21 protein-coding genes and 1 tRNA gene are annotated in these 25,899 nt (G+C 51.2%); all 22 read left to right on the top strand.

The features are described 5' to 3' along the window. The first annotated feature begins 89 nt into the window (after nt 1–89). The 22 genes from mfd to ABEA66_RS28455 all read left to right on the top strand — a co-directional run bounded on the left by mfd (nt 90) and on the right by ABEA66_RS28455 (nt 25,847). A complete protein-coding gene (gene mfd, locus ABEA66_RS28560; RefSeq protein WP_345593026.1) occupies nt 90–3,611 on the top strand; it encodes a transcription-repair coupling factor in 3,522 nt (1,173 codons plus the stop codon). Then, nucleotides 3,598–4,680: a peptidylprolyl isomerase gene (locus ABEA66_RS28555; protein ID WP_345593024.1), complete on the top strand. Its 1,083-nt coding sequence runs from the start codon at nt 3,598–3,600 to the stop codon at nt 4,678–4,680. The genes mfd and ABEA66_RS28555 overlap by 14 nt, the downstream gene beginning before the upstream one ends. A gap of 237 nt (nt 4,681–4,917) precedes the next feature. Further along, the gene (gene spoVT, locus ABEA66_RS28550) at nt 4,918–5,460 is read left to right on the top strand and encodes a stage V sporulation protein T (RefSeq protein WP_079914922.1); all 543 of its coding nucleotides are present in this window, start codon (nt 4,918–4,920) and stop codon (nt 5,458–5,460) included. A gap of 207 nt (nt 5,461–5,667) precedes the next feature. Continuing rightward, a complete protein-coding gene (locus ABEA66_RS28545) occupies nt 5,668–7,338 on the top strand; it encodes a putative polysaccharide biosynthesis protein (protein WP_345593022.1) in 1,671 nt (556 codons plus the stop codon). A gap of 120 nt (nt 7,339–7,458) precedes the next feature. Beyond that, entirely contained in the window at nt 7,459–8,937 is a 1,479-nt protein-coding gene (yabN, locus tag ABEA66_RS28540) for a bifunctional methyltransferase/pyrophosphohydrolase YabN (protein ID WP_345593019.1), read from the top strand. Between the two features lie 79 nt (nt 8,938–9,016). Continuing rightward, entirely contained in the window at nt 9,017–9,289 is a 273-nt protein-coding gene (locus tag ABEA66_RS28535; protein WP_028551916.1) for an HU family DNA-binding protein, read from the top strand. Further along, the gene (locus ABEA66_RS28530; RefSeq protein WP_079914924.1) at nt 9,289–9,558 is read left to right on the top strand and encodes an RNA-binding S4 domain-containing protein; all 270 of its coding nucleotides are present in this window, start codon (nt 9,289–9,291) and stop codon (nt 9,556–9,558) included. Before ABEA66_RS28535 ends, ABEA66_RS28530 begins: the two co-directional genes overlap by 1 nt. A 387-nt stretch (nt 9,559–9,945) precedes the next feature. Beyond that, nucleotides 9,946–10,230, top strand: coding sequence for a sporulation protein YabP (yabP, locus tag ABEA66_RS28525; protein ID WP_079914925.1), 285 nt, complete (start codon nt 9,946–9,948; stop codon nt 10,228–10,230). Next, nucleotides 10,227–10,796, top strand: a complete 570-nt coding sequence (gene yabQ / locus ABEA66_RS28520) for a spore cortex biosynthesis protein YabQ (protein WP_079914926.1) — start codon at nt 10,227–10,229, stop codon at nt 10,794–10,796. Before yabP ends, yabQ begins: the two co-directional genes overlap by 4 nt. Nucleotides 10,797–10,818: 22 nt before the next feature. Then, the gene (locus ABEA66_RS28515) at nt 10,819–11,157 is read left to right on the top strand and encodes an FtsB family cell division protein (RefSeq protein WP_079914927.1); all 339 of its coding nucleotides are present in this window, start codon (nt 10,819–10,821) and stop codon (nt 11,155–11,157) included. Between the two features lie 214 nt (nt 11,158–11,371). After that, complete coding sequence (locus ABEA66_RS28510) at nt 11,372–11,896, top strand: S1 domain-containing RNA-binding protein (RefSeq protein WP_079914928.1); 525 nt, start codon at nt 11,372–11,374, stop codon at nt 11,894–11,896. 238 nt (nt 11,897–12,134) lie between these two features. After that, a tRNA-Met gene (locus ABEA66_RS28505) sits at nt 12,135–12,208 on the top strand. 645 nt (nt 12,209–12,853) lie between these two features. Further along, entirely contained in the window at nt 12,854–15,298 is a 2,445-nt protein-coding gene (spoIIE, locus tag ABEA66_RS28500) for a stage II sporulation protein E (RefSeq protein WP_345593009.1), read from the top strand. A gap of 142 nt (nt 15,299–15,440) precedes the next feature. Then, entirely contained in the window at nt 15,441–16,214 is a 774-nt protein-coding gene (locus tag ABEA66_RS28495; RefSeq protein WP_079914930.1) for a vWA domain-containing protein, read from the top strand. Beyond that, on the top strand, nt 16,198–17,109 hold the full coding sequence (locus ABEA66_RS28490) for a protein kinase domain-containing protein (protein ID WP_345593006.1): 912 nt from the start codon (nt 16,198–16,200) through the stop codon (nt 17,107–17,109). Before ABEA66_RS28495 ends, ABEA66_RS28490 begins: the two co-directional genes overlap by 17 nt. A gap of 17 nt (nt 17,110–17,126) precedes the next feature. Then, the gene (gene tilS, locus ABEA66_RS28485; protein WP_345593004.1) at nt 17,127–18,581 is read left to right on the top strand and encodes a tRNA lysidine(34) synthetase TilS; all 1,455 of its coding nucleotides are present in this window, start codon (nt 17,127–17,129) and stop codon (nt 18,579–18,581) included. A gap of 39 nt (nt 18,582–18,620) precedes the next feature. After that, nucleotides 18,621–19,160 (top strand): hypoxanthine phosphoribosyltransferase, encoded by a 540-nt coding sequence (gene hpt, locus ABEA66_RS28480; RefSeq protein WP_079914932.1) that lies wholly within the window; start codon nt 18,621–18,623, stop codon nt 19,158–19,160. Between the two features lie 70 nt (nt 19,161–19,230). Further along, nucleotides 19,231–21,174, top strand: coding sequence for an ATP-dependent zinc metalloprotease FtsH (gene ftsH / locus ABEA66_RS28475; protein ID WP_079914933.1), 1,944 nt, complete (start codon nt 19,231–19,233; stop codon nt 21,172–21,174). Nucleotides 21,175–21,577: 403 nt separating this feature from the next. Then, nucleotides 21,578–22,516, top strand: a complete 939-nt coding sequence (nadA, locus tag ABEA66_RS28470) for a quinolinate synthase NadA (RefSeq protein WP_079914934.1) — start codon at nt 21,578–21,580, stop codon at nt 22,514–22,516. Nucleotides 22,517–22,610: 94 nt separating this feature from the next. After that, entirely contained in the window at nt 22,611–24,224 is a 1,614-nt protein-coding gene (nadB, locus tag ABEA66_RS28465) for an L-aspartate oxidase (protein WP_345592997.1), read from the top strand. Then, the gene (gene nadC, locus ABEA66_RS28460; RefSeq protein WP_345593075.1) at nt 24,217–25,086 is read left to right on the top strand and encodes a carboxylating nicotinate-nucleotide diphosphorylase; all 870 of its coding nucleotides are present in this window, start codon (nt 24,217–24,219) and stop codon (nt 25,084–25,086) included. Before nadB ends, nadC begins: the two co-directional genes overlap by 8 nt. After that, nucleotides 25,083–25,847: a type III pantothenate kinase gene (locus tag ABEA66_RS28455; RefSeq protein WP_079914937.1), complete on the top strand. Its 765-nt coding sequence runs from the start codon at nt 25,083–25,085 to the stop codon at nt 25,845–25,847. The genes nadC and ABEA66_RS28455 overlap by 4 nt, the downstream gene beginning before the upstream one ends. The last annotated feature ends 52 nt before the right edge of the window (nt 25,848–25,899 follow it).

Below are 25,899 nucleotides of genomic sequence, written 5' to 3'. Positions count from 1 at the left end.
ACTCGGCCGTTGGCGAAGCAGCCGCGGCTGACTTCTAGAGGGCGATAGATGAAAGAGGTTTTGTTGATGGGTGAGAGGGGGTACGTTTTTTGCAAGCTTTAATCCAGGCGTTCTCTGCGGACCCGGATTTGCAGAGTATTGTTTCGGGCATTCAATCGGGGATGAGAGAGCAATTAATATCCGGGTTGTCCGGATCTTCCAGACAGGTTATGCTGGCTGCGTTATACCAGGAGCTTCAGCAGCCGTTGTTTATCGTAACGCACAACATGTTTTCGGCACAGAAAATATTCGAGGATTTGGTGGAATGCCTGCCGAGCGATAAGGTGCTGCTGTTCCCGGCTCAAGAACTGCTGGCCGCAGAAATGGCAGTTGCCAGTCCCGAAATGCTGGCTCAGCGGATCGATGCGCTGACCCGGCTATCCGAAGGTTTCCGAGGCGCCGTCGTTGTGCCGTATGCAGGTATGAGGCGGATTCTTCCGCATAAGGAGATGTTTGCCGAAGCCAGGATTCCCGTTCAGGTGGGCCAGACTTTGGATTTGGATGCGTTTGTAGCAGAGATGGTGCATCTCGGGTATGAACGCGTAGAGCGTGTGGAAAGCAAAGGCGAGATGAGCGTTCGAGGCGGGATCATTGACTTTTATCCGCTGTCGGCCGTGAATCCGTACCGAATTGAGCTGTTCGATGTGGAAGTGGATTCGATCCGCACCTTCGACATAGCCGATCAGCGCTCTATGGATAAAATAAATGACTTGGTGATAACCCCCTGCCGCGAAATTATCGCCGAAGGAAAACGGTTACAAAGCGCGGCGCAGCAAGCCTATGAGCTGCTTCAGGCCCAGATGGAGAAAATGGCCGACCGCAACGCCAAGGACCGCCTGCTTGAGGGCGTAGGGCATGATATTGAACAAATGCGGGAAGGGCAATATTTTCCTGGCCTTTTCAAATACATTTCTCTGCTGTTCCCGGAACGTCAAACGCTGCTCGATTATATGCCGAAGGATTCGGTGCTCTTGATCGACGAGCCGGCAAGGCTTCTGGAGACAGCCAAGCAGCTGGAGCGGGATGAAGCTGAGTGGATGACAATGTCTCTGCAGGACGGCAAAAGCATCCCGGCGCTAACGCTGTCCAAACCTTATGAAACGCTGCTGCAGCGCAAGCCTTATCCGATGCTGTACATGTCTTTGTTCCTGCGGCAGGTTCCGCAAACCCAACCGCAAAACATCGTAAATTTCATGTGCCGCGTCATGCAAAATTTTCATGGGCAGATGAATGTGCTCAAATCCGAAATGGAGCGCTGGAAAAAGTCGGGCGCGAAGGTGCTGATTCTGGCTAACGGAGAAGAGCGGGTAGAACGCGTGCGCCGTGTTCTGGCGGATTACCACATTGAAGAACCCGCGATTTTGAACGGCAACCTGCAGACCGGCTTCGAGCTGCCGAATATTCATTTGGTGGTCATTACCGAAGGGGAAATGTTCACTCAGAAGCAGCGCAAGGCGAGAAAAGTAGAGAAGAAAATGGCGAATGCCGAGCGGATCAAGAGCTATCAGGAGCTCAAGGTAGGCGATTATGTCGTTCACGTCAACCATGGGATCGGGAAGTTCGTGGGCATCGGCACGCTGGAAGTCGGCGGCATTCATAAGGATTATTTGCATATTTTATATGCCGGGGGAGATAAGCTTTCTGTCCCTATCGATCAGATCGATCATATTCAGAAATATGTAGGGTCCGAGGAAAAGGAGCCTAAGGTTTATAAGCTGGGCGGAGCGGATTGGAACCGTGTGAAAAGCAAGGTGCGTTCCTCTGTTCAAGATATTGCCGATGACCTGATTAAGCTGTATGCGGACCGCCAGGCGACGACAGGGTACGGCTTTAACCCGGACACGACGTACCAGCAGGAATTCGAAGGCATGTTTCCTTACGAGGAAACGAGCGATCAGCTGCGGGCTATCAGCGAAATCAAGGCGGATATGGAGAAGCCCCGTCCGATGGACCGGCTGCTGTGCGGCGATGTGGGTTACGGCAAGACTGAGGTTGCAATCCGGGCCGCTTTTAAAGCGGCGATTGACGGTAAGCAGGTAGCTGTTCTTGTGCCGACCACGATTTTGGCCCAGCAGCATTATGAAACGTTCCGTGAGAGATTCTCCGGATATCCGTTTAACATTCAGGTGCTGAGCCGCTTCCGGTCGAAGAAGGAGCAATCCGATACGATGAAGGGCGTCAAGGCCGGTACGGTGGATGTCGTTATCGGAACGCACCGGCTGCTGTCCGCGGATGTGAAGTTCAAGGACTTGGGTCTTCTCATCGTTGACGAGGAGCAGCGGTTCGGCGTATCCCATAAGGAAAAGCTGAAAAAGCTAAAAACCAATGTGGATGTTCTGACGCTCACGGCGACGCCGATCCCGCGCACGCTGCACATGTCCATGTTGGGAGTACGGGATTTGTCGGTTATCGAAACGCCGCCTGAGAACCGCTTCCCTGTGCAGACTTATGTCGTCGAGCACAGCAATGCGCTTGTGAGGGAAGCCGTGGAGCGGGAGCTTGCCCGGGAAGGTCAAGTCTACTATTTATACAATCGGGTTCAAGGTATCAATCAAATGGCCGAACAGATTTCCATGCTCGTTCCCGACGCGAGAGTAACGGTAGCACACGGTCAGATGTCGGAGCAGGAGCTGGAGAAGACGATCCTCGACTTTTTGGACGGGGAGTACGACGTTCTGGTTAGCACAAGCATTATCGAGACCGGGGTGGACATCCCTAACGTGAATACGCTGATCGTTCATGACGCTGATAAAATGGGCTTATCCCAGCTGTATCAGCTCCGTGGGCGCGTCGGCCGTTCGAATCGGATCGCTTATGCGTACTTCACCTATCAAAGGGATAAGGTGCTGACCGAAGTAGCCGAGAAAAGGCTGCAGGCGATAAAAGAGTTTACAGAACTTGGATCAGGGTTTAAAATTGCGATGAGGGATTTGGCCATTCGCGGTGCAGGTAACCTGTTGGGCGCCGAGCAGCATGGATTCATTGCTTCGGTCGGCTTTGACTTGTACTCGCAAATGCTCGCCGAAGAAATTGCCAAGAGAAAGCACGAGATTACTGGGGAAGAGCCGGAGGTTCAAAAGCCTTGGACAACCCAGCTCGATATTCAGCTCGACGCTTACATTCCCGGAGATTACATTTACGACAGCGTACAAAAAATCGAAATCTATAAAAAAGTGGCTGCCATTAAGACGTTGGAGGAAGCTGCAGAGCTGCACGACGAACTTGTAGACCGATTCGGCGATCTGCCTCAGGCGGTTCTCAATCTGCTGGCTGTTGCGAGATTGAAGGTATATGGTTCGATGTATGCGATCGAAACGATTTCGCAAAAGGGAGTGGATTACGACATCAAAATTCATGCCGACCAAACCGGCAATTTGGATGGTCAAAAGCTGCTTGCGGTAACAAGTGAGTTTGAAGGCAGGATCAAGCCCGTTTCCGGTCCGCAAATTCATTTCCAACTGAAAGGCAAGGGATTAAAGCCAGAAGAATCCATCGATTTGCTGGAAAGGTTTCTGGTACAATATAAGCGTGCGCTGAAATCGAAGGGAGAACTACAGGATGTTGCAAAATAAATGGAAGACGGCCAAGAAAGGGCTTATCGCTCTGCTGGCTGTTACGACAATCATTGCGGCCGCAGGCTGCGGTAAGAAGACCGATACAGAAAATACAGGAAATGCAGGCACTGCAAGCAAAGACGCTAACGAGGTTATAGTAACGTATAAAGATGGCGGTAAAGTGACACGCGGTGAATTTGATACGTTCATCGACACGAACCTGTTGTTCTATAAAGAGTACGCGCAATTTAAAGAAGAGCCTGCGTTCCAGCAGGACATGATGAAGCAGCTGGTTACATTCAAGGTATTGTCCGCGCGTGCGGATGATAAAGCCAAGGCTGAAGCGGCTACGAAGTCGAAGCAGCAGCTGGACCAGATCAAAACCTTCTTGGGTATGCAGGAAGGCGGCATGGAGAAACAGCTGAAGGATAACAATATTACGGAGAAGGATCTGGAATCGTTCGTTGACCGCAGCTTCCAAGCCATTGCCGCTATGGAAAGCAAAGTGACGGATGATGAAGTCAAGGCGGAATATGACAAACGGATTGCCGCGGATAAAAATGTGTATGATGTGGCGACGGTAAGACATATTCTAATCGGGCTTACCGATCCGGCTACGGGCAAGGAAACCCGTTCGAAGGAAGATGCATTGAAACGTGCGAAGGAAGTTGAGGACAAGCTGAAAAACGGCGGCGATTTCGATGCGCTGGCCAAAGAATATTCAGATGATCCGGGCTCCAAGGATAACGGAGGCAAATACGAAGATGCTCCGATCTCCCAATGGGTTCCTGAATTTAAAAAAGCAGCTGCCGAGCTTCCGCTGAACCAAATCAGTGATCCAGTAGAAAGCAGCTTTGGTTATCACGTGATGAAGGTGGAATCGCGCAAAACCAAGACGTTCGATGATGTGAAGGGCGATTTGCGCTCTGAGCTTGCCGAGCCTCATATTTATGATTTTGTGGAGAAAGAGCTGCCTGCTATGATAGAGACGAACAAGCTTCCGACTCCAACGCCTGCTCCGACACCGACACCACAGCCTTCTGGGGCGCCGCAGCCATCTGCGACTCCGGCAGCACCGGCCAAGTAAGATATTACCAGGGTACCCGCAAGGGTGCCCTGTTTTTATTTCTCAAATATGGACATAATGAAAACAACGGCGTCACGGATATGGGGTTCGCGAACGGGCGCTAACTACTTAGCAACAGATGTATAAGCTTCTGGGAATCGAAGAATACTATGGTTACTAATTGAATTCCCTCCATTTGTATACACCGTGCTATCCAGTCGAATCTAACTCTTCAAGGAAAGCGAGGCATCTAGAAATATGAAAGCAACTGGAATCGTTCGTCGTATTGACGATTTAGGAAGAGTGGTTATCCCTAAAGAAATTCGCCGCACACTAAGGATTCGCGAGGGAGACCCGTTGGAGATTTTCGTGGATCGCGACGGGGAAGTTATTTTAAAAAAGTATTCTCCTATCGGAGAATTGGGCGATTTCGCCAAGGAATATGCGGAGTCTTTATTTGAGAGCACGAATCATATTACGATGATATCCGACCGGGACACCATTATCGCAGTGGCCGGAGGATCGAAGAAGGACTACTTGGAGAAGCAAATCGGTCCCTTGGTGGAAACGTGCATGGAAAACCGCAAGTCGTCGATGGAGAGCGGAACGGGTCAATACGAGATATGCAAGGATATAACGGAAACGTACTCCTCCTATGTCATCGCCCCGATTGTGGCCGGCGGAGACCCTATCGGCTCCGTTATCCTTGTAAGCAAGGACGAGAATGTGAAGATGGGGCAAATGGAAACGAAAATGGCGGAGACCGCCGCTGGATTTTTGGCTAAACAGATGGAGCAATAGGTGATTCACGCATGCGCAGTTCATAAGCTTCCTGACAAGCGGATCCTTTATGGGAGACGAAAGTTGGGAAGCTTTTCGCTGTTAGAGCGGGGGTGCGGAGCCCGTAGCGCGAATGGACAGCCCTTTCGTTACAACAGACGATATTATATAATGATGAAATTAACAGGGCTGTACATAAGGAGCCGGGATGGGGAATGAACGAACCGGATGAAAGAAGAACCGAATAATGCAGGCGGCCTGAAGGCAACCGCCGTACCTTCCTTACTGCGGGGGGCAGCCGTGCTGGGCATCGCCGCTATCGTATCGAAGCTGATCGGAACGATGCAAAAAATTCCGCTGCAAAATATAGCGGGCGACGGCGTATTCGGCATTTATAACGCTGTGTATCCGCTCTATATATTAATATTGTTTTTGGCTACGGCCGGATTTCCGCTGGTCGTATCCAAATTTGTGTCCGAACAGGCCGTTGCCGGGCGGCATCGGGAGGCGCGACGCGTACTCAAGGTAGCGTCTTCGGTGCTGGCCGTCACGGGCATGCTGTTCTTCGCATTATTGTACTGGGGAGCCGATTGGATTGCTGCCCTGATGGGAGCCGAACAGACGAGCCCGGCGATCCGCAGCGTCTCGTTTGCCCTTTTGTTTGTGCCGGTGATGTCGGCCTTGCGCGGCTATTATCAGGGCTACCAAAATATGATGCCGACGGCGGTTTCCCAAGTCGCTGAGCAGACGGCACGGGTAGCTGTGATGTTCCTGCTGCTGCTCCTGTTCGTCCATTGGCAGTATGGGCCGGAGCTGATTGCTGCGGGGGCCACCTTCGGTTCTGTCGCCGGCGCGGTGGCCGGGCTCATCGTCATGCTGTGGTTTTGGAGGAAGGCCGATCCCTCTCGCGAGCGGCAGGAATCGCTGCCAGGCGCGGACGACGGCCATGCGCCGGAGAGCAATGGGAGATTGGTTCGGCGTCTGCTTGCCTACGCGATTCCGATTTGCCTCGGTACCATCGCCATGCCGATATTGACGCTGGTCGATTCTTTTACGGTTCCGCGGCTATTGAAGCTAGGCGGAGCGGATGAGTCGGAGGCGCTGCTCCGCTTCGGGCTGTACAATCACGGGCTTCCGCTAGTGCAGCTTGTCGCTATGATCGCTTCCTCGATGTCGGTGGCGCTCGTCCCGTCCATCGCCGAAGCCCGGTGGCGGGGCGACAAGGAGGCGCTGCAAAGCCGCACGCGGATGTCGATCCGGCTGACGTGGCTGATCGGGATGGCTTCGTCCTTCGGCTTGGCCGTCCTGGCGGAGCCGATCAACGTCATGCTGTTCAAGAGCCCCGAAGGCTCGTGGACGATGTCGATCCTCGCCTTCACGGCCTTATTCAGCACGCTGAACATCGTGGCGTCCAGCGTGCTGCAGGGCTTCGGCGCCGTCGCTGCTCCGGCGCTGTATCTGCTCGCCGCGGCGGCGGTCAAAACCGCGGGCAATATCGCCCTCGTGCCCCTCTGGGGCATCGATGGCGCTGCCGCCGCGGCTGTGGCCGCCTACGCGCTCGCAGGCTTGCTCGCGCTGGCGCACGCGCTCTCCGCCGCCGGCGTCAAGCCGGCCCTAGGCCGCGCGGTCATCAAACCGGTGCTGTGCACCGGCTTGATGATTGCGGCCGTGCTGGCCGTGACGCACGGGCTGCCCGCGCTGCTGGGCGCGCTCCGCCTGAGCCTGCCCCCGCGGGGCATGGCTACGGCGGTCGCGCTCGCAGGCGTCGCGGCCGGAGCGCTCGTCTACGCGCTCGCGCTTCTGCGCCTCGGCGTCATTACCGCCGCCGAGCTGGAATCGGTTCCGAAGCTGGGCGGCAAGGCGCTCAAGCTTCTGCGCAAATGCAGGCTGCTGCGATAAATTAGCCGGTCGTCCTCGGTGCACGGACCGACGGAAGAGTCCCCGCAGCGCATGATTCACAAGGCATATCCGGCTCACGCCGATAACAGATATGAACAATTGAAGGAGGCGAATGCCGACATGAAACCGCACATTACGGTAGTCGGACTAGGGTCGGGCGACGAAGATCAATTGACGCTCGGCGTTTGGAAGAAGCTGAAGCAGGCCGATCGGATCTACCTTCGCACCGATCAGCACCCGATGGTGAAGCTGCTGAGGGAGAACGACATCGCATTCGAGTCGTTCGACAAGCTCTATGAAAGCCGGGATACGTTCGAGCAAGTGTATGAAGCCATTGCGGACGAGCTGCTGCGCAAGGTGAAGGAGGCCGGCGAGCTCCTGTATGCCGTTCCCGGGCATCCGATGGTAGCGGAGATGACCGTCCAGCTGCTGAGGGCACGCTGTCCGGAAGCCGGTATCGAGCTTACGCTGCTTGGGGGAGAGAGCTTCCTGGATCAGGCTTTTATCCGTCTCGGCTTCGATCCGATCGAAGGCTTTCAGCTGCTTAACGGAACCGAGCTGTCGGTTCACGCTCTCAATCCGCAGCTCCACACGATAATCGGGCAGGTCTACGATACGTACTCCGCCTCCGATGTGAAGCTGACCCTGATGGAGCTGTACCCGGATGATTGGGAGGTTGTCGTCGGCCATGCCCTGGGCGTACCGGGAGAAGAGGCCATTCACCGCATTCCGCTTTACGAGCTGGATCATTTGCAGGATTACGGCAATTTGTCGCTGGTCTGGATCCCGCGTTCGGATGAGGACCGGCTGCGCAACCGTACCTTTGCCCGTTTGCACGAGATTGTCGAAATATTGAGAAGCCCCGAAGGGTGTCCATGGGACCGTGAGCAGACGCACCAGTCGCTGCGCAAAAACCTGATCGAAGAAGCGTACGAGGTGCTCGAGACGTTCGATGAGGACGATCCGGACCATATGGCGGAAGAGCTTGGCGACCTGATGCTGCAAATTATGCTTCATTCCCAGATCGAAGCGGAGGAAGGCGGGTTTACCGTATGGGACGTCATAGCGGGGCTCAATGAGAAGCTGATTCGACGCCATCCTCATGTATTCGGGGAAATGAAGGCAGAGGATGCGGACGAGGCGTTAAGCAACTGGCAGCAGATCAAGCAGGAGGAGAAGCGCCGTAAGGGCATAGATCCTGATGAGCTTCCTATTCTATCCGGCGTTCCTCGCGAATTGCCGGGACTCATGAAGGCCTACAAGCTGCAGAAGAAGGCGGCGGCCGTCGGCTTTGACTGGTCGGAGCTGGGCGATGTGTTGAAAGTTGTCGAATCTGAGCTGGTCGAATTGCAGGAAGCTATTAGCTCCTTGTCGAAGAAAGAACAGCAGGAAGAACTCGGCGATCTGCTGTTCTCGATTGTAAATTTGGCTCGTTTCCTGAAGATCGAGCCCGAAGAAGCCATGTCTGACGCCAATCGCAAATTTTTTGACCGTTTTGGCTATATCGAGCGGCAGCTGCGTTTAAAGGGTAAATCTTTTGACCAAACTGATTTACAAGAGATGGAATCTTTGTGGCAGGAAGCAAAAAAAGTTTTATAAATCGACAACGGCTAGCAGGAATTTCCTGATGAACAAAGAATACATAGCATTAGTGTTATTTTGAGGAGGAAATGTATCCATGAACAAAACAGACTTGATTAACAACATCGCTGAGAAAAGCGGCATGACCAAGAAGGACGTTGAAACCGTTCTGAACAACTTCCTGGGCGAAGTAACCGAAGCTCTTTCCACCGGCGACAAAGTACAACTTATCGGCTTTGGCACCTTCGAAACTCGCAAGCGTTCCGGACGTACGGGCCGCAACCCGCAAACCGGTAAAGAAATCAACATTCCTGAATCCGTAGTTCCGGCTTTCAAAGCAGGTAACAAGCTTAAAGAAGCGGTAAAATAATGCGCCTTGATAAATTTCTCAAGGTGTCCAGGCTGATCAAGCGTCGTACGGTCGCCAAGGACGTGTCCGATCAAGGACGTGTTTGGATCAATGGAAAGGACGCCAAGCCAAGCAGTGCGGTTAAGGTCGGCGACGAGCTGAAAATTCAGTTCGGCCAGAAAATCGTAACCGTGCGTGTAGAACAGCTATCCGAATCGACCCGCAAGGAAGATGCGGCTGCTATGTACACGCTGCTTAGCGAGGAAGCTCGTAAAACCGAATTATGGTAACGCTAAAGAGACTGAATCCTTCAGTCTCTTTTTTGACCCCCCTAATAGAGTTAGAAGATGTCTATTTGGCGGTGAATCAGCTTCCAATTCCGGGCCTCACTTTGTGGGGTTATTTTGGTTCTATTTCGGGACATCCCTCCATATTTTTAAGTAAACAAGCTTTGCTCGTGAATGCTTGATGATTCCATGTTTCATAAGGCGGAGGGCAGTGTAACGAACCGGAGAGTTTACGTGTCGCCTTTGAAAACGGGTTGTACCAGAAAAAATCTTATGATCAAGGAACCCGTTTTCAACAGCGACCGGAGGTCGTTACACTGGCCCGCAGCCTGGCCGAAACATGTAATCCTTTGTTCATTCACGAGCAAAGCTGCCAGGAGGGATCGTATCATGGCAATCGAGCCGGGAAAAGTAAAACGCCAAGAAATCAAGATGCTGAACCGTAAGCTGCTTGAAGTATCCGGCGTCATGAATGTAGAGAGCTTTGATAGTGAGGAATTTTTGCTGGAAACCGAGTTTGGCTATCTTATGATTAAGGGGCAGAACCTGCATATCAAAAACTTGAGTTTGGAGCAGGGATTGGTTGCGATTGAAGGTTTGGTGAACGAGCTGGCCTATTTGGACACAAACTCCCAAGGTAAGCCCAAGGGATTTTTCGGTAAGCTGTTTAAGTGACCCTTCAGGTTCAATTCGTCACGATGGGTATGATGCTTCTTGGGGGACTTTCGCTAGGCGGACTTTTCGATCTGTATCGGGTGCTGGCCGGCCAGCTTCGAGCGCCCCGGTATGCCTATTACCTCCTTGACATCTTCTTTTGGTGCATCGGGACGCTCCTTATTTTCAAGCTGCTCTACATGAGCAATTTGGGACAAGTGCGGATGTTTATTTTTATCGGCTTGCTTGTTGGGGTGGGGATTTACTTTCTGCTGTTTAGCCGAACGGTGATTCGTGTCATTATGTGGATGATCCGATTGGTTCAGGCAACGATCCGTTTGGGAATACGGCTGTTCCGGGTATTTATTATCATTCCGTCGATTTGGCTATATAGGGCTACTGTCGTGTTTTTAGGATTTTTACTGGCCATAGCTATTTTCCTGTATAAAGTTATGCTACAATTACTCTATCCTATGTGGAAATTGCTGCTATGGCTCGTGAGGCCGCTCGGCAAGTGGTTCCGTATGCCTACATGGGTAAACCAAGCAGGTCGAAGCATTGCGTCATTCTTTCGTCGCTTTTTTTGACCGGATAAGGAGGATTGCACAGTTGACGCGAGCAGTTCCGGCAGTAAGCAAAGAGACAAAACCGAAACCGAATAACAAAGGCTCTTTTCGGAGACGCCGGTTAGTCCTCATTATTTTTGCATGCTTTATGAGCTGGGCTGGTGTAACTCTGTGGAATCAGATCGATAAGCTAAAGGACCGCAGCGAGAAAGTGATTGCTCTGGAGCAGAAGAAGAAGGAAACCGAGCAGGTGAACCAGGACAGCAAGCGGGAGATAGCAAGATTGAACGATCCTGAATATTTGGAACAAAAAATTAGAAAAGAGCTGCACTACGTGAAGCAGGGAGAAACTCTCTTTTATGTCCCGAAGGAACAAAAGTAAACAAGTGTCATAATCCTTCTGTTGACCGTATTGCGGCCAGTACGTTATAATCTGCATTGTCAGGGTTTTTGTTACCATCGTAAGAATGGTCTCGTTATCTTTTTACGGGCTGTATCTTATTGGCAATAAGGCCTACCTCTAAGCGCGGTCGCTCATCTTCGAAAGGCCTCGATAGAGGTTTTCTCAATTATTTAAGGGAGGAACATTTTACTTTATGGCAATTGAAGTGGGCAGCAAGCTGGAAGGAAAAGTAACGGGCATTACTCACTTTGGGGCGTTTGTAGAGCTGCCTGAGGGCGGTACCGGCCTTGTGCACATCTCGGAGATAGCAGACAACTATGTTAAAGATGTTAATGATCATCTGAAGTTGAATGACATGGTTACCGTCAAAGTGATTAATGTGGACAAAGACGGCAAAATCGGGTTATCGATTAAGCAAGCCGTAGATAAACCGGTAGAAACAGCGAGGCCCGCTCGTTTTGAAAGACCTAGTGGCGGTTCCAGTGGCGGCGGCAATTTTGGCGGCGGTGATCGTGGAGATCGTGGACCACGAGGCGGTGGCGGCGGTTTTGGTGGCCGTGGAGGCGACCGTGGTGGCCGTGGGGGTAAACCTCCTGCTGGCAAGTTAACATTCGAAGACAAAGTGTCACGCTTTTTGAAAGATAGCGAAGAACGTATTTCGTCCCTGAAGAAGAATACAGAAGGTAAACGTGGAGGCCGAGGAGCACGACGCGATTAATGATACAAAGTAAGCCGTACGGGCATGTGAATGCTTGTACGGTTTTTTTAACTCTATAAGACTTCACGGAAAAAGATCTGAATCAGCATCGAAGCCAAATCCTCACTTTTGTGGGGTTCATTCGGGGCTCCCCGCAAAGTACTTGAATCAGCATCGAAGCTAAAACCCCACTTTGTGGGGTCTAACACCAGCTATCTTGACAAACGCTGCGGCGGTAGTATATAATTCTGATTGTTGTGGCGGTGTAGCTCAGCTGGCTAGAGCGTACGGTTCATACCCGTGAGGTCGGGGGTTCGATCCCCTTCGCCGCTATAGAAGATACAAGAAGACACCCTTTCCGAAATCCGATTTCGGGAAGGGTATTTTTCGTTGTCATGTAGCATTTTGTGGCTCATCCAAAATACCTGAACCAGCTTCGATGCCAATGCCTGCTTTGCGAAGCTATTTTTTTTCAGCAATTTCGTTATTAGCTCCGTGCTCTGGCAGAATTCGTGTCATTCCATGGCAAGTGGTGAGACGTTTCGGGCGAATCTTGACCATGTGACCATTTTAAGCTCAGGGGAGTGGAAAGTTGTGGAATAATATCCCAATCCATGTCGGCCGATGAATCCTGTTTCAGTTGTTTTGTCGTATCGTTAAAGAGCCCCCGGTGAATCGACACCATGTAACGGCAATAGAGGAGGCTTGACCAGTTCATAAGCCGAACGCTTGTTTGGATATGTGATAAATTCCGTACCCTGCCATAGTCCTTCACGGCCGTCTATATAAGGGCTGGCGCCGACTCGGCCCGGCTTCTTTTTTTTGTCGGAAAAAACTTTTGCTCTACCAACTCATTCTGACAAACTTTATAGTAGACTGCCCATATACTAGAACCACTAAATAGTCTATGGGTGGTGTTCAGGAAATATGCAAAGAAAATTAAATGCCGGTCAAGTTGGAATCGTTTGGAGTCGTTGGATGCAATCAGGGAAAAGCCGTATTACCAGCATCGTCGTGGAAAATCGCTTGGTTCAATCCGTCGTTGCCAAAAAATGGTCCATTCTTCTTTTGTTTATGGCATTTTTATTGGGAAGGGCAATGATCCTGGATCAGCTGGCGCCGTTCGCCGTAGCCTTCTTTGCGGTCATGTATTTCTTGCGAAGGGAGCTGCTGTTCTGGGCGGGGACCTTCCTGCTGGCCGGCAGCATCTTCTCGGCTGCTCCTGCACACGCAGGCTATATTGCTGCACAGATGCTCGTCTTTCTTCTCATCCAAAAAGGGGTCGAGAGGTTTGAACGATCCGATATTTCTTATGCACCGGTCATTGTATTTTTCTCCACCTTCTTCGTCCAGCTCTTTGCCAGCTTGGTCAATACGCAGCTGAGTGGTTATGCGTTCTTGATGATTGGAGTGGAGTCGCTGCTCAGCCTCATACTGACGCATATCTTTTTGCAGGCGATTCCGGTGTTTACCTTAACCCGCAAAAATTACAGCTTAAAGAACGAGGAAGTCATATGCCTTATTATTCTTCTCGCTTCCGTGATGACAGGGACTGTGGGCTGGTTGGTGGGGCCGGTTACCGTAGAGCATGTACTGTCACGCTATCTCATATTGCTGTTCGCCCTGGTGGGAGGGGCTCCGTTAGGGGCATCCGTCGGGGTCATTACCGGATTAATCCTTAGTCTTGCCAATACCAATGCCATCTACCAGATGAGTCTTCTTGCTTTTGCCGGTATGCTGGCAGGCTTATTGAAGGAGGGAAACAAACTCGCGGTATCGCTCGGCATGCTGCTGGGCTCATCTATTCTCACGATTTATATCGGGAACCAATCGGAAGTGTTGAATTCAACCTGGGAATCGCTGGCTGCCGTTATTTTATTCATCTTTACACCGAAAGCGGTAATTCAAATGCTGGCCAAATATGTGCCCGGCACTCAGGAAAATTTGAAATCCCAGCATGACTATGCCAAACGGGTGAGAGATGTTACGGCAAGCCGCGTGGAGCAATTCAGCGAGGTGTTCCGCCAGCTGTCGCGCAGCTTCAAGCAAATTACGGCGGATGTGCAGCCGCTTCAGAAGGAGGAGGAGGTCGGGCATTTTATGAATTCGGTCGCTGAGCAGTCCTGCAAGGGCTGCTGGAAGCGAAGCCAATGCTGGGATGATAAATTTTATCAAACCTATAAATTTATGACCGATATGATGACGGAGGTGGAGGTCAGGGGGCCGCTCGCAAGAAAGCATATTTTGCCTCAATGGAAAAAGCACTGCATTAAGCCGGATCAAGTGCTTGAGGTGATGAAGCATCAGTACAGCCTGTACAAGAACGATCAGCATTGGAAAAAACAGATCATGGAGAGCCGCCAGCTGGTGGCGGAGCAGCTATCTGGGGTCTCGCAGGTGATGGAGGACTTGGCCAAGGAAATCAAACGGGAGGGCCAGGAGCTGTTCATGCAGGAGGAACAGATTCGCAGCGCATTGGAGGAGCTGGGGCTATCCATCCACAGCATCGACATTATAAGTCTGGACGAAGGGAACGTGGAAATCGAAATTATCCATCAATTCACGAAAGGATTTGATGAATGCCGCAAAATCATAGCACCATTGCTTTCTGAAATATTAGGAGAGCATATTGCCGTCAAGAATGAACAGGCGCTTGAACGCAAGGAGGGGTACAGCACTGTAGTGTTCGGCTCGGCTAAGGAATATGAAGTCGAGACCGGTATTGCCGGCGCCGCCAAGAACGGCGATTTGCTGTCGGGAGACAGCTTCAGCGCCGTAGAGCTCGGCAACGGGAAGTTTGCCGTCGCTTTAAGCGACGGCATGGGGAATGGTGAACGGGCCCGGGCGGAGAGCAGCGCGGCACTCAGCATATTGCAGCAGCTGCTGCAATCGGGCATGGAGGAGAAGCTTGCGATCAAATCCGTCAATTCCGTTCTGATGCTGCGCTCGTCTGATGAAATGTATGCGACAGTGGATGTTGCACTGATCGATTTATATAATGCGAATACGACCTTCTTGAAGATTGGTTCGACGCCAAGCTTTATTAAGCGCGGCTCGGAGGTATTCCCCATTTCGGCAAATAATTTGCCGGTAGGGATCGTGAACGACATTGATGTCGATCTGGTAAGCCTGCCGCTGCAGCCTGGGGATATTCTGATTATGATGACCGATGGGATTTACGATGCGCCGGGCCATGCTGTCAATAAGGAGCTTTGGATGAAGCGGGTGCTGTCGGAAATCCATACTGATGTTCCGCAGGAGTTTGCGGATATTTTGCTCGAGCGGGTCGTCCGCTACCATCACGGCAATATATATGACGATATGACCGTCGTTGTCGCCCGCGTGGAGAAATACCAGCCGGAATGGGCAACGTTCCGATGGCCCGGGCTGCAGCGGATTGAACGCCCCAAGACGGTCAGTTAACCTATGGACAGGCGCTTTCTTCTCTGACTGAGAGGAAGTGCCTTTTTGCCGCGGCCTGTCGACTTCTCCCTTAAGTTTAGGAATCTCGCAAAATGGAAAAACTAGAGATCATACTATTCGTTATAGGGAGGAAGAGGCATTTATGAAGCAAATTATTTTAATAACGGACGGCTGCTCCAACGTGGGCGTCAGTCCTGTCATTGCCGCCGCACACGCCAAGGCGGAAGGGATTATCGTCAATGTTATCGGTTTGATCGATTCTAGTGAAATCGGGGAGCATGGCATAGAGGAAATCAACGAGACGGCCAGCGCGGGAGGCGGGCTCAGCCGTATAGTGAACGCATCCGAGCTCTCGCAAACGGTTCAAATGATGACGCGTAAAACGGTAGTGCAAACCATTCAGCAGGTGGTTGGGAAAGAGCTTCAGCATATTTTGGGAGACTCCAAGATTGAAAGTCTTCCTCCGGACAAGCGGTCGCAGGTCGTGCAGGTCATGGATGAGCTGTCCGAATCGTCTTCCTTGCAGGTAGCGCTGCTCATCGATACGAGTGCCAGCATGAAGCCCAAGCTGCAGGCGGTGAAAGAAGCGATCTATGATTTGCAGCTAAGCATTCAGGCGCGCAAAGGGGACAGCGAAATGGCCGTCTTTCATTTTCCGGCATCGGTTTCCGGCGAGGATGAGGTCGAAATGGACCTCGGCTGGACGCGGGACCTTGCAAATCTGAACCGTTTGTTTTATAAATTAAACATGAAGGGTACGACCCCGACCGGGCCTGCGCTTCTCAAGGTCATCCAGTTCATGACAGGAGCCGGGGAAGGGCTGCACCGGGATCAAACCTTCGGGCGCGAGGAGCCGTCCGGAACAGCGAGCAAGCATAAAGGCGAGGATGGGATTCTGAGTGACTACGTCGTTTGAGCCGTTCGCGGTTTCCGGAACGGTCGTTATCGGCAAGTGGAATAAGCGGCAATACCGGATCGAGCGCCTGCTGGGCGCAGGGGCCAACGGCAAGGTATATCTGGTCAGGCGGGGCAAACTGCATTACGCGATGAAGACCGGCTTTGACGCTGTGGATCACCAGTCGGAGGTCAACGCGCTGAAGGCATTGTCGCGGTCGAATACATCGTTTCGGCAATATTTGCTCGACGTGGATGATTATCAACGGGACGGCCAGGATATTCCGTTCTATGTCATGCCTTATTTCAAGGGATCATCCATCGGCGATTTTATGAAGCTTAACGGCCGGGATTGGATTTATCTGATAGGCTTGAACCTGCTGCGCAAATTGGTAGAGCTGCATAAGGAAGATTACATATTCGGCGATATCAAGATGGAGAACCTTATCGTCTCGGGATACGGTGACGTTGATTTGATCGATTTTGGCGGAGTTACCCCCAAGGGGAATGCCGTCAAGCAGTTTACAGAGGTGTACGACCGCGGGTTCTGGGGAGCTGGAAGCCGCACTGCGGATGAGGCATACGATTTGTTTGCCTTTGCGGTGCTCCTGATCAGCAGCACCGATGCCGAGCGCCGGCTTGCGGGAATCAAGCAGGTGCTGCCGCAAAACCGGAATGCGGACATGCTGCTCGACATGCTGCAATCGAACAAAGCCTTAAGCCAGGCTGCCCCTGTGCTGCGCAAGATGCTGCTCGGGAAATATTCGACATCGAAGCAGGCTTTGGCGGATTGGCGGAGGCAGAGCTACCCGAGACCGGCCAAATCTCCGCGTTCTACAGGGGGAACCTGGCTCAAAGTTTGCTTCGCGGCTTCGCTCGTGGTCTTCGGCTTGACGGTTTATATGTATTGGTCGTGAGGAAGCATAACGGCCGTATGAAAGGATTTATGGCGATGGATCTGGTATCAAGGATTGAGAGGCAATTGAAAGACGAACAGCTGCTTTGCCGAGGGGACAGTATCGTTGCTGCGGTATCGGGGGGACCTGATTCCATAGCCATGCTGCATGTCCTTTTTTTGCTGTCCGAACGATGGGAGTGGCGATTAACGGTAGCGCATGTCAATCATCAATTCAGGGTGGAGGAGTCCGCAAGGGAAGCGGAGTTCGTCAAGGACTTTTCCGACAGGCTTGGCCTTCCGTGTGAAGTTGCCGTCATCAACGTGCCCCAGTATATTCAGGATACCGGGATGAACGCGCAGGCGGCCGCCCGCGAGCTGAGGTACCGTTTCCTGCAGGAAACGGCCGCCAGGTTGGGCGCGGGGAAGATCGCTCTCGCCCATCATGCGGATGATCAGGCGGAGACCATGCTGATGCGGCTGCTCCGCGGTACGGGACCCTCCGGCCTGGCAGGAATCCCCATTCGGCGGACCGAACGGAATGTGGAACTTGTGCGCCCGTTGCTCCGTATATATAAATCAGAGCTGCTGGACTACTGCCATCATCATCAGCTTACTTATTTTATGGATAGCAGCAATCTGAGTACGAAGTATCTTCGGAACGAAATCCGTCTAGAGCTGCTGCCGATGCTTCAGCAAAGATATAATGATCAGCTGCCGCAGGCGCTCAATCGGCTGTCAGTTACAATGGCTGCAGAAGATGATTTTCTGGATCAGCAGGCATCCGCCATATTTGAACAAAATGTGGCCGTAGAAAGCGATTTCGCACAATGGTCAAGAAATTGGTTTGCCGGGGTACATGTTGCTTTACAAAGGCGATTGATTAAACTAATATTAAATTATCTTTCTTTTGAGGCCGATTCCCTTGATTTTACCAAGCTGGAGCAGATGAGGGAGCTAATCGTCAAGGAAGAGCCTTCCAACCAACGTATCGATATAGGACATAATCTGACGCTAACAAGGGAATATGACCGTATCCAATTACATACTTATGTGGTACCGCCTAAGCCCTACCTGTACACGCTACAGCCCCGTCAAGGAAGCTTGACCGTTTCCGAAACGGGAGCGGTTATCGAATGCGCTTTGTTGGAAGAGGCGGGGAAGTACGAGCGTAATTCCGGGGACAGAGCCTCGGAGTGGTTCGATGCAGATTTGCTGGCATTTCCGCTGACGGTGCGCAGCCGCGCTGACGGGGACAGAATGAACCTGTTCGGACTAAACGGGTCGAAAAAAGTAAAAGATATTTTCATCGACGCCAAGATTCCGCCGAGTCTCAGAGCCAGAATACCTGTCATCGAGGATGCGGAGCATCGCATTATATGGCTGCCGGGGATTAGAAGATCCTCGTGGGCTCCGGTAACCGGGAATACGAAAGCATGGCTTCACTTGAAACTTTGCATGGAGGAAGGTTTTTTGTCCACTGTGTTAAGATAGCATTACAAGATCATTTTATTCCAAGTAGGAGGTTCTCTCTTGCAAAACGACATTCAAGAAGTACTTTACAGCGAGCAACTGATTCAGGACAAAGTAAAGGAGATGGGCCAACAAATAAGCCGCGATTTCGAAGGACGCAATCCGCTAGTCATTTGTGTACTGAAGGGTGCGTTTATTTTTATGGCGGATTTGGTTAAACAGATTACAGTGCCCTTGGAAATTGATTTCATGGCGGTTTCCAGCTACGGTCAATCGACCAAATCGTCCGGGGTCGTCAAAATTATTAAGGATCTCGACGTTCCTGTAGAAGGACGGCACATTATTATTGTCGAAGACATTATTGATAGCGGATTGACCTTGAGCTACTTGATCGACGTATTGGAGCGCCGCAACGCTCTTTCCATTACGGTGGCCGCACTTTTCGATAAGCCTGGGCGTAGAACTGTGGAATTGGACGCAGACTATAAAGGGTTCGTTATTCCTGACGCGTTCGTTGTTGGATATGGTTTGGACTACGCGGAGAAGTACCGCAATTTGCCGTATGTCGGCATACTGAAGCCCGAGGTTTACTCCCATTAGCATTTCTTGTGATGCCAAGACTTGCTGTGGTACAATATACAAAGTTGCCGTTTTTGAGAGGAGGTAGGGGATGAATCGAATTATTCGCAATACAGGCTTTTATTTGCTCATTTTTTTGGTCACTGTCGGTATCGTTCACTTTATCAGCACACAGAATGACCAGAAAGACGTAATCAGCTACGATAAGCTCCGACAGGCCTTAATCAGCAAAAATGTGGAATCGGTCAGTTTGAGATATGACGGACAAACATACTTGGTTCGTGGTAAATATAAAACTCCAGAGTCGCCGGATAAGAAGAATTTCGAAACCCGGGCGCCTTACGACCAAGAAACCGTTACTTTGATCGAGAAGAGCGACGTGCCTAACATCGTCATCGAGAAAATGGAAGGGGACAATGTCTGGATCAGTTTCCTTACCTCCATTATTCCGTTTGTCATTATTTTCATCCTGTTCTTCTTCCTGTTGAATCAGGCGCAGGGTGGCGGCGGTAAGGTGATGAATTTCGGAAAAAGCCGCGCGAGGCTTTATAATGAAGAGAAGAAGCGCGTGACCTTTGAGGATGTAGCGGGGGCAGACGAAGAAAAGCAAGAGCTTGTGGAAGTAGTCGAATTTTTGAAGGATCCTCGTAAGTTTGCTGCCGTAGGAGCCAGAATTCCTAAAGGGGTTCTGTTGAATGGTCCTCCGGGAACGGGTAAAACTTTGCTGGCGCGAGCGGTTGCCGGCGAAGCGGGAGTTCCGTTCTTCAGCATAAGCGGTTCCGATTTCGTAGAAATGTTCGTCGGTGTGGGTGCATCCCGTGTCCGCGATTTGTTCGAAAACGCTAAGAAAAATGCACCTTGTATTATATTTATAGACGAGATTGACGCTGTAGGCCGTCAGCGCGGCGCCGGTTTGGGCGGCGGTCATGACGAGCGGGAGCAGACTCTCAACCAGCTCCTCGTGGAGATGGACGGATTCGGAGCGAATGAAGGGATTATTATCGTCGCGGCTACCAACCGGCCGGATATTCTAGACCCTGCGCTGCTTCGTCCGGGACGCTTTGACCGTCAAATTACGGTGGATCGTCCGGATGTCAAGGGTCGTGAAGCGGTGCTCAAGGTACATGCTCGCAACAAGCCTTTGAATAAAGACGTTAAACTGGATGTGCTGGCGAGATACACAACAGGCTTTACAGGCGCTGACCTGGAGAACCTGCTCAATGAGGCTGCATTGATCGCGGCCCGCCGCAACCGGAAAGATATCTCTATGGAAGAGCTGGACGAAGCGTTCGACCGCGTTATTGTCGGTACGCAGAAGAAAGCTCGCGTCATCAGCGAACGCGAGAAGCGCATGGTGGCTTTCCACGAAGCCGGGCACACAATTATCGGCTACCATTTGGAGAATGCCGATATGGTCCACAAGGTTACGATTATTCCTCGCGGTCGTGCAGGCGGCTATGTCATGATGCTGCCTAAGGAAGGCGAAGACCGGATGATGAATACCAAGAACGAGCTTCTTGATAAAGTTACCGGTTTGCTGGGCGGACGCGTATCCGAGGAGCTGTTTATCGGCGAGATCGGTACTGGCGCGTACAGTGACTTCCAACGGGCAACCGGCATTGTACGCAAGATGATTATGGAATACGGCATGAGCGATAAGCTGGGTCCTATGCAGTTTGGTAATGTTCAGGGGCAAGTGTTCCTGGGCCGTGATTTCGGACATGAGCAAAACTACAGTGATGCGATTGCCTATGAAATCGACCAAGAGATGCAGACGATCATCCGCAGCTGCTATGCCAGAGCAAAAGAAACGCTCGAGAAGTACGCGGATCAGGTTCGCCTGATTGCCGAAACCTTGCTCGAGAAGGAAACACTCGAGAAAGAACAAATCAAGCAGCTCATCGAGAACGGCAGGCTGGATGATGCCGGCTCTGAAGTGAAGGTGAACATTGTCGGTCAACAGCAAACGGCAGATGCCAACAAGCTGGACTTCGACAAAGGTACTTCCGATGAGGAAGATAAAGAGAACAAATAAAGAGACACAGAACCGGAAGGCGAATGCCTTTCGGTTTTTTTTGCGCCGTAGCTGTCTAGACACCACTTTCCCGTTAACAGATAAACAACTTGTTTACGAAACGGGGGGTTGCGGAAGCGAAGCCTTAAGGTCTCAACTTGTGTAAGTACATCAGCGAGACAATGCACCCATTTTCACTGTCTTTATTTAGCCTTAACATAGAAACTGGACACTAGAGACCAAAGCACGGAACAACACCGTCATCTGCTGAATGAATTCGGGTATTTTGTTGTTATTTGAGCATTGACACCACCGGGGATGTTGTGTAAATTAGTTGTAAATCTTCAAACAATATGTGAACATTTTCACGACTTAGTTGTTAAATAAAAAGGGGCATAGGGACGGAAAGGATGGTAATGCGACGATGGAAGCATTAGCTCTGGAGCGCAAGGAAGAACAGAAAAGGGAGCTTAAGGAACGAATTGCTCAATTGAAGAAGGAACGCAACGCTATTATTCTTGCTCATTATTACCAACGTGATGAAATCCAGGAAATTGCTGATTTTCGCGGCGATTCTTTTTTGCTGGCCCAAAAGGCGGCATCGACCGACGCTGACGTTATTGTATTTTGCGGTGTTCATTTTATGGGCGAAAGCGCAAAAATACTGGCTCCGAACAAAACTGTTCTGATACCGGATGAGAGAGCGGGCTGTCCGATGGCCGATATGGTCAATGTGGATGGACTCCGTGCACTGAAGAAGCAGCATCCGAATGCCAAAGTGGTAGCTTACATTAACACTTCGGCAGATGTGAAATCCGAAACCGATATTTGCTGTACCTCGGCTAATGCTATCAAAGTCATTAACTCCGTCGACTCCGATGAGATCATCTGGGTGCCTGATAAAAACCTGGGTGATTACGTTTCCAAATTTACGGACAAAAAAGTCATTATTTGGGAAGGATATTGCAACACTCATGACATGTTAACCGTCAAAGATGTAGAGGAAATGAAAGCTCTCCATCCGAATGCCCAATTTGTGGTTCATCCGGAATGCCGCCCTGAAGTGGTGAAACTGGGTGATTTTGTAGGCAGTACGACAGCCATTATCAAGTACTGTAAGGAATCTGACTGCCAAGAATTTATTGTTGGCACGGAAGACGGTACAGGATATCAGCTTCGCTTGGATAGTCCGAATAAGAAGTTCCATTTCGCAACAAAATATTTGGTTTGTCCGAATATGAAAGTCAACAACCTAAAAAAGGTTGCCAAATGTTTGGAGACGATGCAGCCGCAAATTTATGTACCGCCGCACATCGCAGAACAAGCCAAGGCGTCCCTGGAGCGCATGCTACAAGTGAAGTAGCATGCGCTACTCTCTTGTTTGTGTCAGTATGCATAAGCTCTATTTCCTTTGAAGCTTTTAACCATTTTTGGGCATTAAAGAAGGAGAGCGTATCATGATTCCACGTTATTTAGTCGACTTTCAACTGGACGAGCTGCCTCAAGTACATACAGATGTCATCGTCATCGGTGCGGGTATCGCCGGGCTTTTTATCGCTATTAAAGCCAGTCAGCATTTTAAAGTGCTGATGGTCACCAAAAAGTCGCTGTTGGACAGCAATACACGCTATGCTCAGGGGGGAATCGCCGCCGTAATTTCCGACGAGGACTCCCCGGAATACCACCACCAGGATACGCTGAACGCCGGGGCCGGGTTGTGCTCCTCAGCCGCGGTCAACGTCTTGGTGCATGAAGGCCCTGCCGGAGTTCAAGACCTGATTCAGATGGGGACGCAGTTCGATCTGGAGGATGGAGTGTTTGCCCTGACCAAGGAAGGGGCGCACAGCCAACGCCGGATTTTGCACGCTCATGGAGACGCAACGGGTGCGGAAATCGTCCGCGCCTTATCGGAAAAGACGAAGCAGCATCCGAATATCGAGCTGTGGGACGATCATTTTGTTATTGATCTGATTACGCAAGACGGGGAATGCTATGGAGCATTGGTTCAAAAGCCGGACGGGCAAAAAGTATTTGTACGGGCTAACGCAACCATCCTGTGTACTGGAGGAGCCGGGCAGCTGTTCCGGTATACGACGAACCCGGATATTGCGACTGCCGACGGAATCGCTATCGCGTATCGTGCCGGGGCTCTCATTCAGGATATGGAATTTGTTCAATTCCATCCGACAGCGTTATGCTACCCGGGCGCTCCAAGGTTTTTGGTTTCTGAAGCGGTACGCGGCGAAGGGGCTATATTAAGAAACATTAACGGCGAACGCTTTATGGAGAAGTACGATCCTCAGCTGGAGCTGGCCCCCAGGGACATTGTAGCGCGAGCGATTGTCAACGAAATGGAGCAGACGAAGTCGACCTTCGTTTATATTGATTTTACCCATGAATCGGAAGAAACGGTGAAGCACCGGTTCCCGACGATTTATGAGTTTTGCTTGAATTACGGCCTGGACTTGTCCTCCGACTGGATTCCGGTCGCTCCTGCCGCTCACTATATGATGGGCGGGGTCAAAACCGATCTGTACGGCGAAACCGAGGTTGCAAGGCTGTTTGCTTGCGGTGAGGTTTCCTCTACAGGAGTTCACGGGGCCAACCGGCTGGCGAGCAATTCCTTGTCGGAGGCAATTGTGTTCGGGCGCAGAATCATAGAAAGAATTCATCAGCTTTCCCCTGTCGGATCCGTTCCGTCCATTTCGTCCGAGTCCAATCGGACAGAGCATGCCAAGCAGCCGATTGTGGAAAGAAGGCTTAAGCTGCAAAAGGTTATGCTGCGCTATGTAGGTCTCAAAAGAAATGCGGCAGGGCTGGAGAAGGGCTACGAGGAGCTGAAAAGGCAGATTTCGATCTATGATACCTGCTTGTCGAAGCGCGAGGATTATGAATTCGCCAATCTTCTTACCTGTGCGCTTCTTACGACGCAAGCCGCTTTGATTAGAGAGGAAAGCCGAGGGGGACACTATCGGGAGGATTTCCCCGAAAAAGATGACCTCCACTGGAGAAAGCATACGGTGTTCCATCGCGAGCACGGCATTACGGAGGGACGTATTGACGATGTATGAGCTGCAAATGGATTTAGTGAAGAAAAGCTTGAAAATGTGGCTGGAAGAGGATATCGGTATGGGCGACGTAACGACCATGTCGACCATTCCTCCCGGTCAGCAATCCAAAGGGATTATTCATCTTAAGGATAACGGGGTTATCGCAGGCCTGCCGATTGCTGAAGCCGTATTCTCCCTTGTCGACGAACAGCTTCATTTTGAGCCCAAGGTGCAAGAGGGACAAGCTGTCAGTTACGGAACTGTATTGGCCGAGGTGACAGGAAGCACCCGCAGCATTCTGCTGGGCGAGCGGCTGGCATTGAATCTGATGCAGCGCATGTCAGGCATTGCGACTCGGACGAGACAATACGTAGACGCCCTGCAAGGATTGCCGGTCCGTCTTGTGGATACGAGGAAGACGACGCCCGGTCACCGTCTGCTCGAGAAATATGCGGTGCGTATCGGCGGCGGTCATAACCACAGATTTGGCTTGTACGATGCGGTCATGATTAAAGATAATCATATTAAAGGCGCAGGCGGGATTAAGGAAGCGGTTCAGGCCGCACGTTCCCAGATTCCGCATACGATGAAGATCGAAGTGGAAGTCGAAAGCATGGAGCAGCTGGAGGAGGCTTTGAGCGCGAAGCCGGATATCATTATGCTGGACAACATGAAAACGGACCAAATGCGTGAATCGGTTGTACGCATGAAATCCCAGGCTCCGCATATTCTTGTAGAGGCATCAGGATCTGTAACCCTAGACACTATACATGCCATTGCTTCTACGGGGGTAGACGTCATTTCCGTCGGTCGATTAACCTATTCGGTGCAAGCCTTGGATATCAGCCTGGATTTGAATGAGCGGAAAGGGGGAGCATCATGATACTGGCGGTGGATGTAGGGAATACGAACATCGTATTAGGCCTTTATGAAGGGGACCAGCTGCTGCATCATTGGCGATTAAGCACTAACCGCTCCAGCACGACCGACGAATACGGAATGATGATTTACAATTTGTTTCAGCATTCGGGGCTTGAGCTGGATCAGATCGAGGGCATTATTATTTCCTCCGTCGTTCCGCCGCTCATGTTTGTTCTCGAACAGTTATGTTCAAAATATTTAAAGAAAACCCCGCTTATCGTCGGACCGGGTATCAAGACAGGACTGAACGTTCGTTACGAGAATCCGCGCGAAGTCGGAGCGGACCGGATCGCGAACGCAGTCGCTGCTATCGAGCTTTACGGCGCGCCATGCATCGTTGTTGATTTTGGTACGGCAACAACCTTTGATTATATTGATGCATCCGGCCAGTATATTGGGGGAGCAGTCGCACCGGGTGTCGGCATTTCTACCGAAGCCCTGTATCAGCGTGCGGCAAAGCTGCCGCGGATTGAACTTGTGAAGCCCAAATCGGTCGTTGGACGCAACACCGTCGCTTCGATGCAGGCAGGTATCATTTATGGCTTTGCCGGGCAAGTGGACGGAATTGTGGGACGTATTCGCGAGGAGCATAACGCCCAGGCGAAGGTTATCGCTACAGGAGAAATGGCCGAGCTTATAGCGAGCGAGTCCCGTACTATAGAGAAGGTGAATCCGCTTCTGACGCTTCAGGGGCTGCAGATGATCTATCAGCGTAACCAATAGGAATTGGATGAACGCATCCTAATCAAACCAACCAGCATAGAAAGGGAACCTC

Origin of the sequence: Paenibacillus vulneris (assembly GCF_039543185.1) — a bacterium.
GTDB lineage: Bacteria > Bacillota > Bacilli > Paenibacillales > NBRC-103111 > Paenibacillus_S > Paenibacillus_S vulneris.
This window is presented reverse-complemented; position numbering and strand designations above follow the sequence as displayed.

Excerpts from the sequence above, each read along its gene's own strand:
- yabN (WP_345593019.1), top strand. The coding sequence starts at position 7,459 with ATGAAACCGCACATTACGGTAGTCGGACTAGGGTCGGGCGACGAAGAT.
- ABEA66_RS28555 (WP_345593024.1), top strand. The coding sequence starts at position 3,598 with ATGTTGCAAAATAAATGGAAGACGGCCAAGAAAGGGCTTATCGCTCTG.
- ftsH (WP_079914933.1), top strand. The coding sequence starts at position 19,231 with ATGAATCGAATTATTCGCAATACAGGCTTTTATTTGCTCATTTTTTTG.
- ABEA66_RS28530 (WP_079914924.1), top strand. The coding sequence starts at position 9,289 with ATGCGCCTTGATAAATTTCTCAAGGTGTCCAGGCTGATCAAGCGTCGT.
- ABEA66_RS28535 (WP_028551916.1), top strand. The coding sequence starts at position 9,017 with ATGAACAAAACAGACTTGATTAACAACATCGCTGAGAAAAGCGGCATG.
- ABEA66_RS28495 (WP_079914930.1), top strand. The coding sequence starts at position 15,441 with ATGAAGCAAATTATTTTAATAACGGACGGCTGCTCCAACGTGGGCGTC.
- yabP (WP_079914925.1), top strand. The coding sequence starts at position 9,946 with ATGGCAATCGAGCCGGGAAAAGTAAAACGCCAAGAAATCAAGATGCTG.
- nadB (WP_345592997.1), top strand. The coding sequence starts at position 22,611 with ATGATTCCACGTTATTTAGTCGACTTTCAACTGGACGAGCTGCCTCAA.
- nadC (WP_345593075.1), top strand. The coding sequence starts at position 24,217 with ATGTATGAGCTGCAAATGGATTTAGTGAAGAAAAGCTTGAAAATGTGG.
- nadA (WP_079914934.1), top strand. The coding sequence starts at position 21,578 with ATGGAAGCATTAGCTCTGGAGCGCAAGGAAGAACAGAAAAGGGAGCTT.
- tilS (WP_345593004.1), top strand. The coding sequence starts at position 17,127 with ATGAAAGGATTTATGGCGATGGATCTGGTATCAAGGATTGAGAGGCAA.
- ABEA66_RS28510 (WP_079914928.1), top strand. The coding sequence starts at position 11,372 with ATGGCAATTGAAGTGGGCAGCAAGCTGGAAGGAAAAGTAACGGGCATT.
- ABEA66_RS28455 (WP_079914937.1), top strand. The coding sequence starts at position 25,083 with ATGATACTGGCGGTGGATGTAGGGAATACGAACATCGTATTAGGCCTT.
- spoVT (WP_079914922.1), top strand. The coding sequence starts at position 4,918 with ATGAAAGCAACTGGAATCGTTCGTCGTATTGACGATTTAGGAAGAGTG.
- spoIIE (WP_345593009.1), top strand. The coding sequence starts at position 12,854 with ATGCAATCAGGGAAAAGCCGTATTACCAGCATCGTCGTGGAAAATCGC.
- ABEA66_RS28545 (WP_345593022.1), top strand. The coding sequence starts at position 5,668 with ATGAAAGAAGAACCGAATAATGCAGGCGGCCTGAAGGCAACCGCCGTA.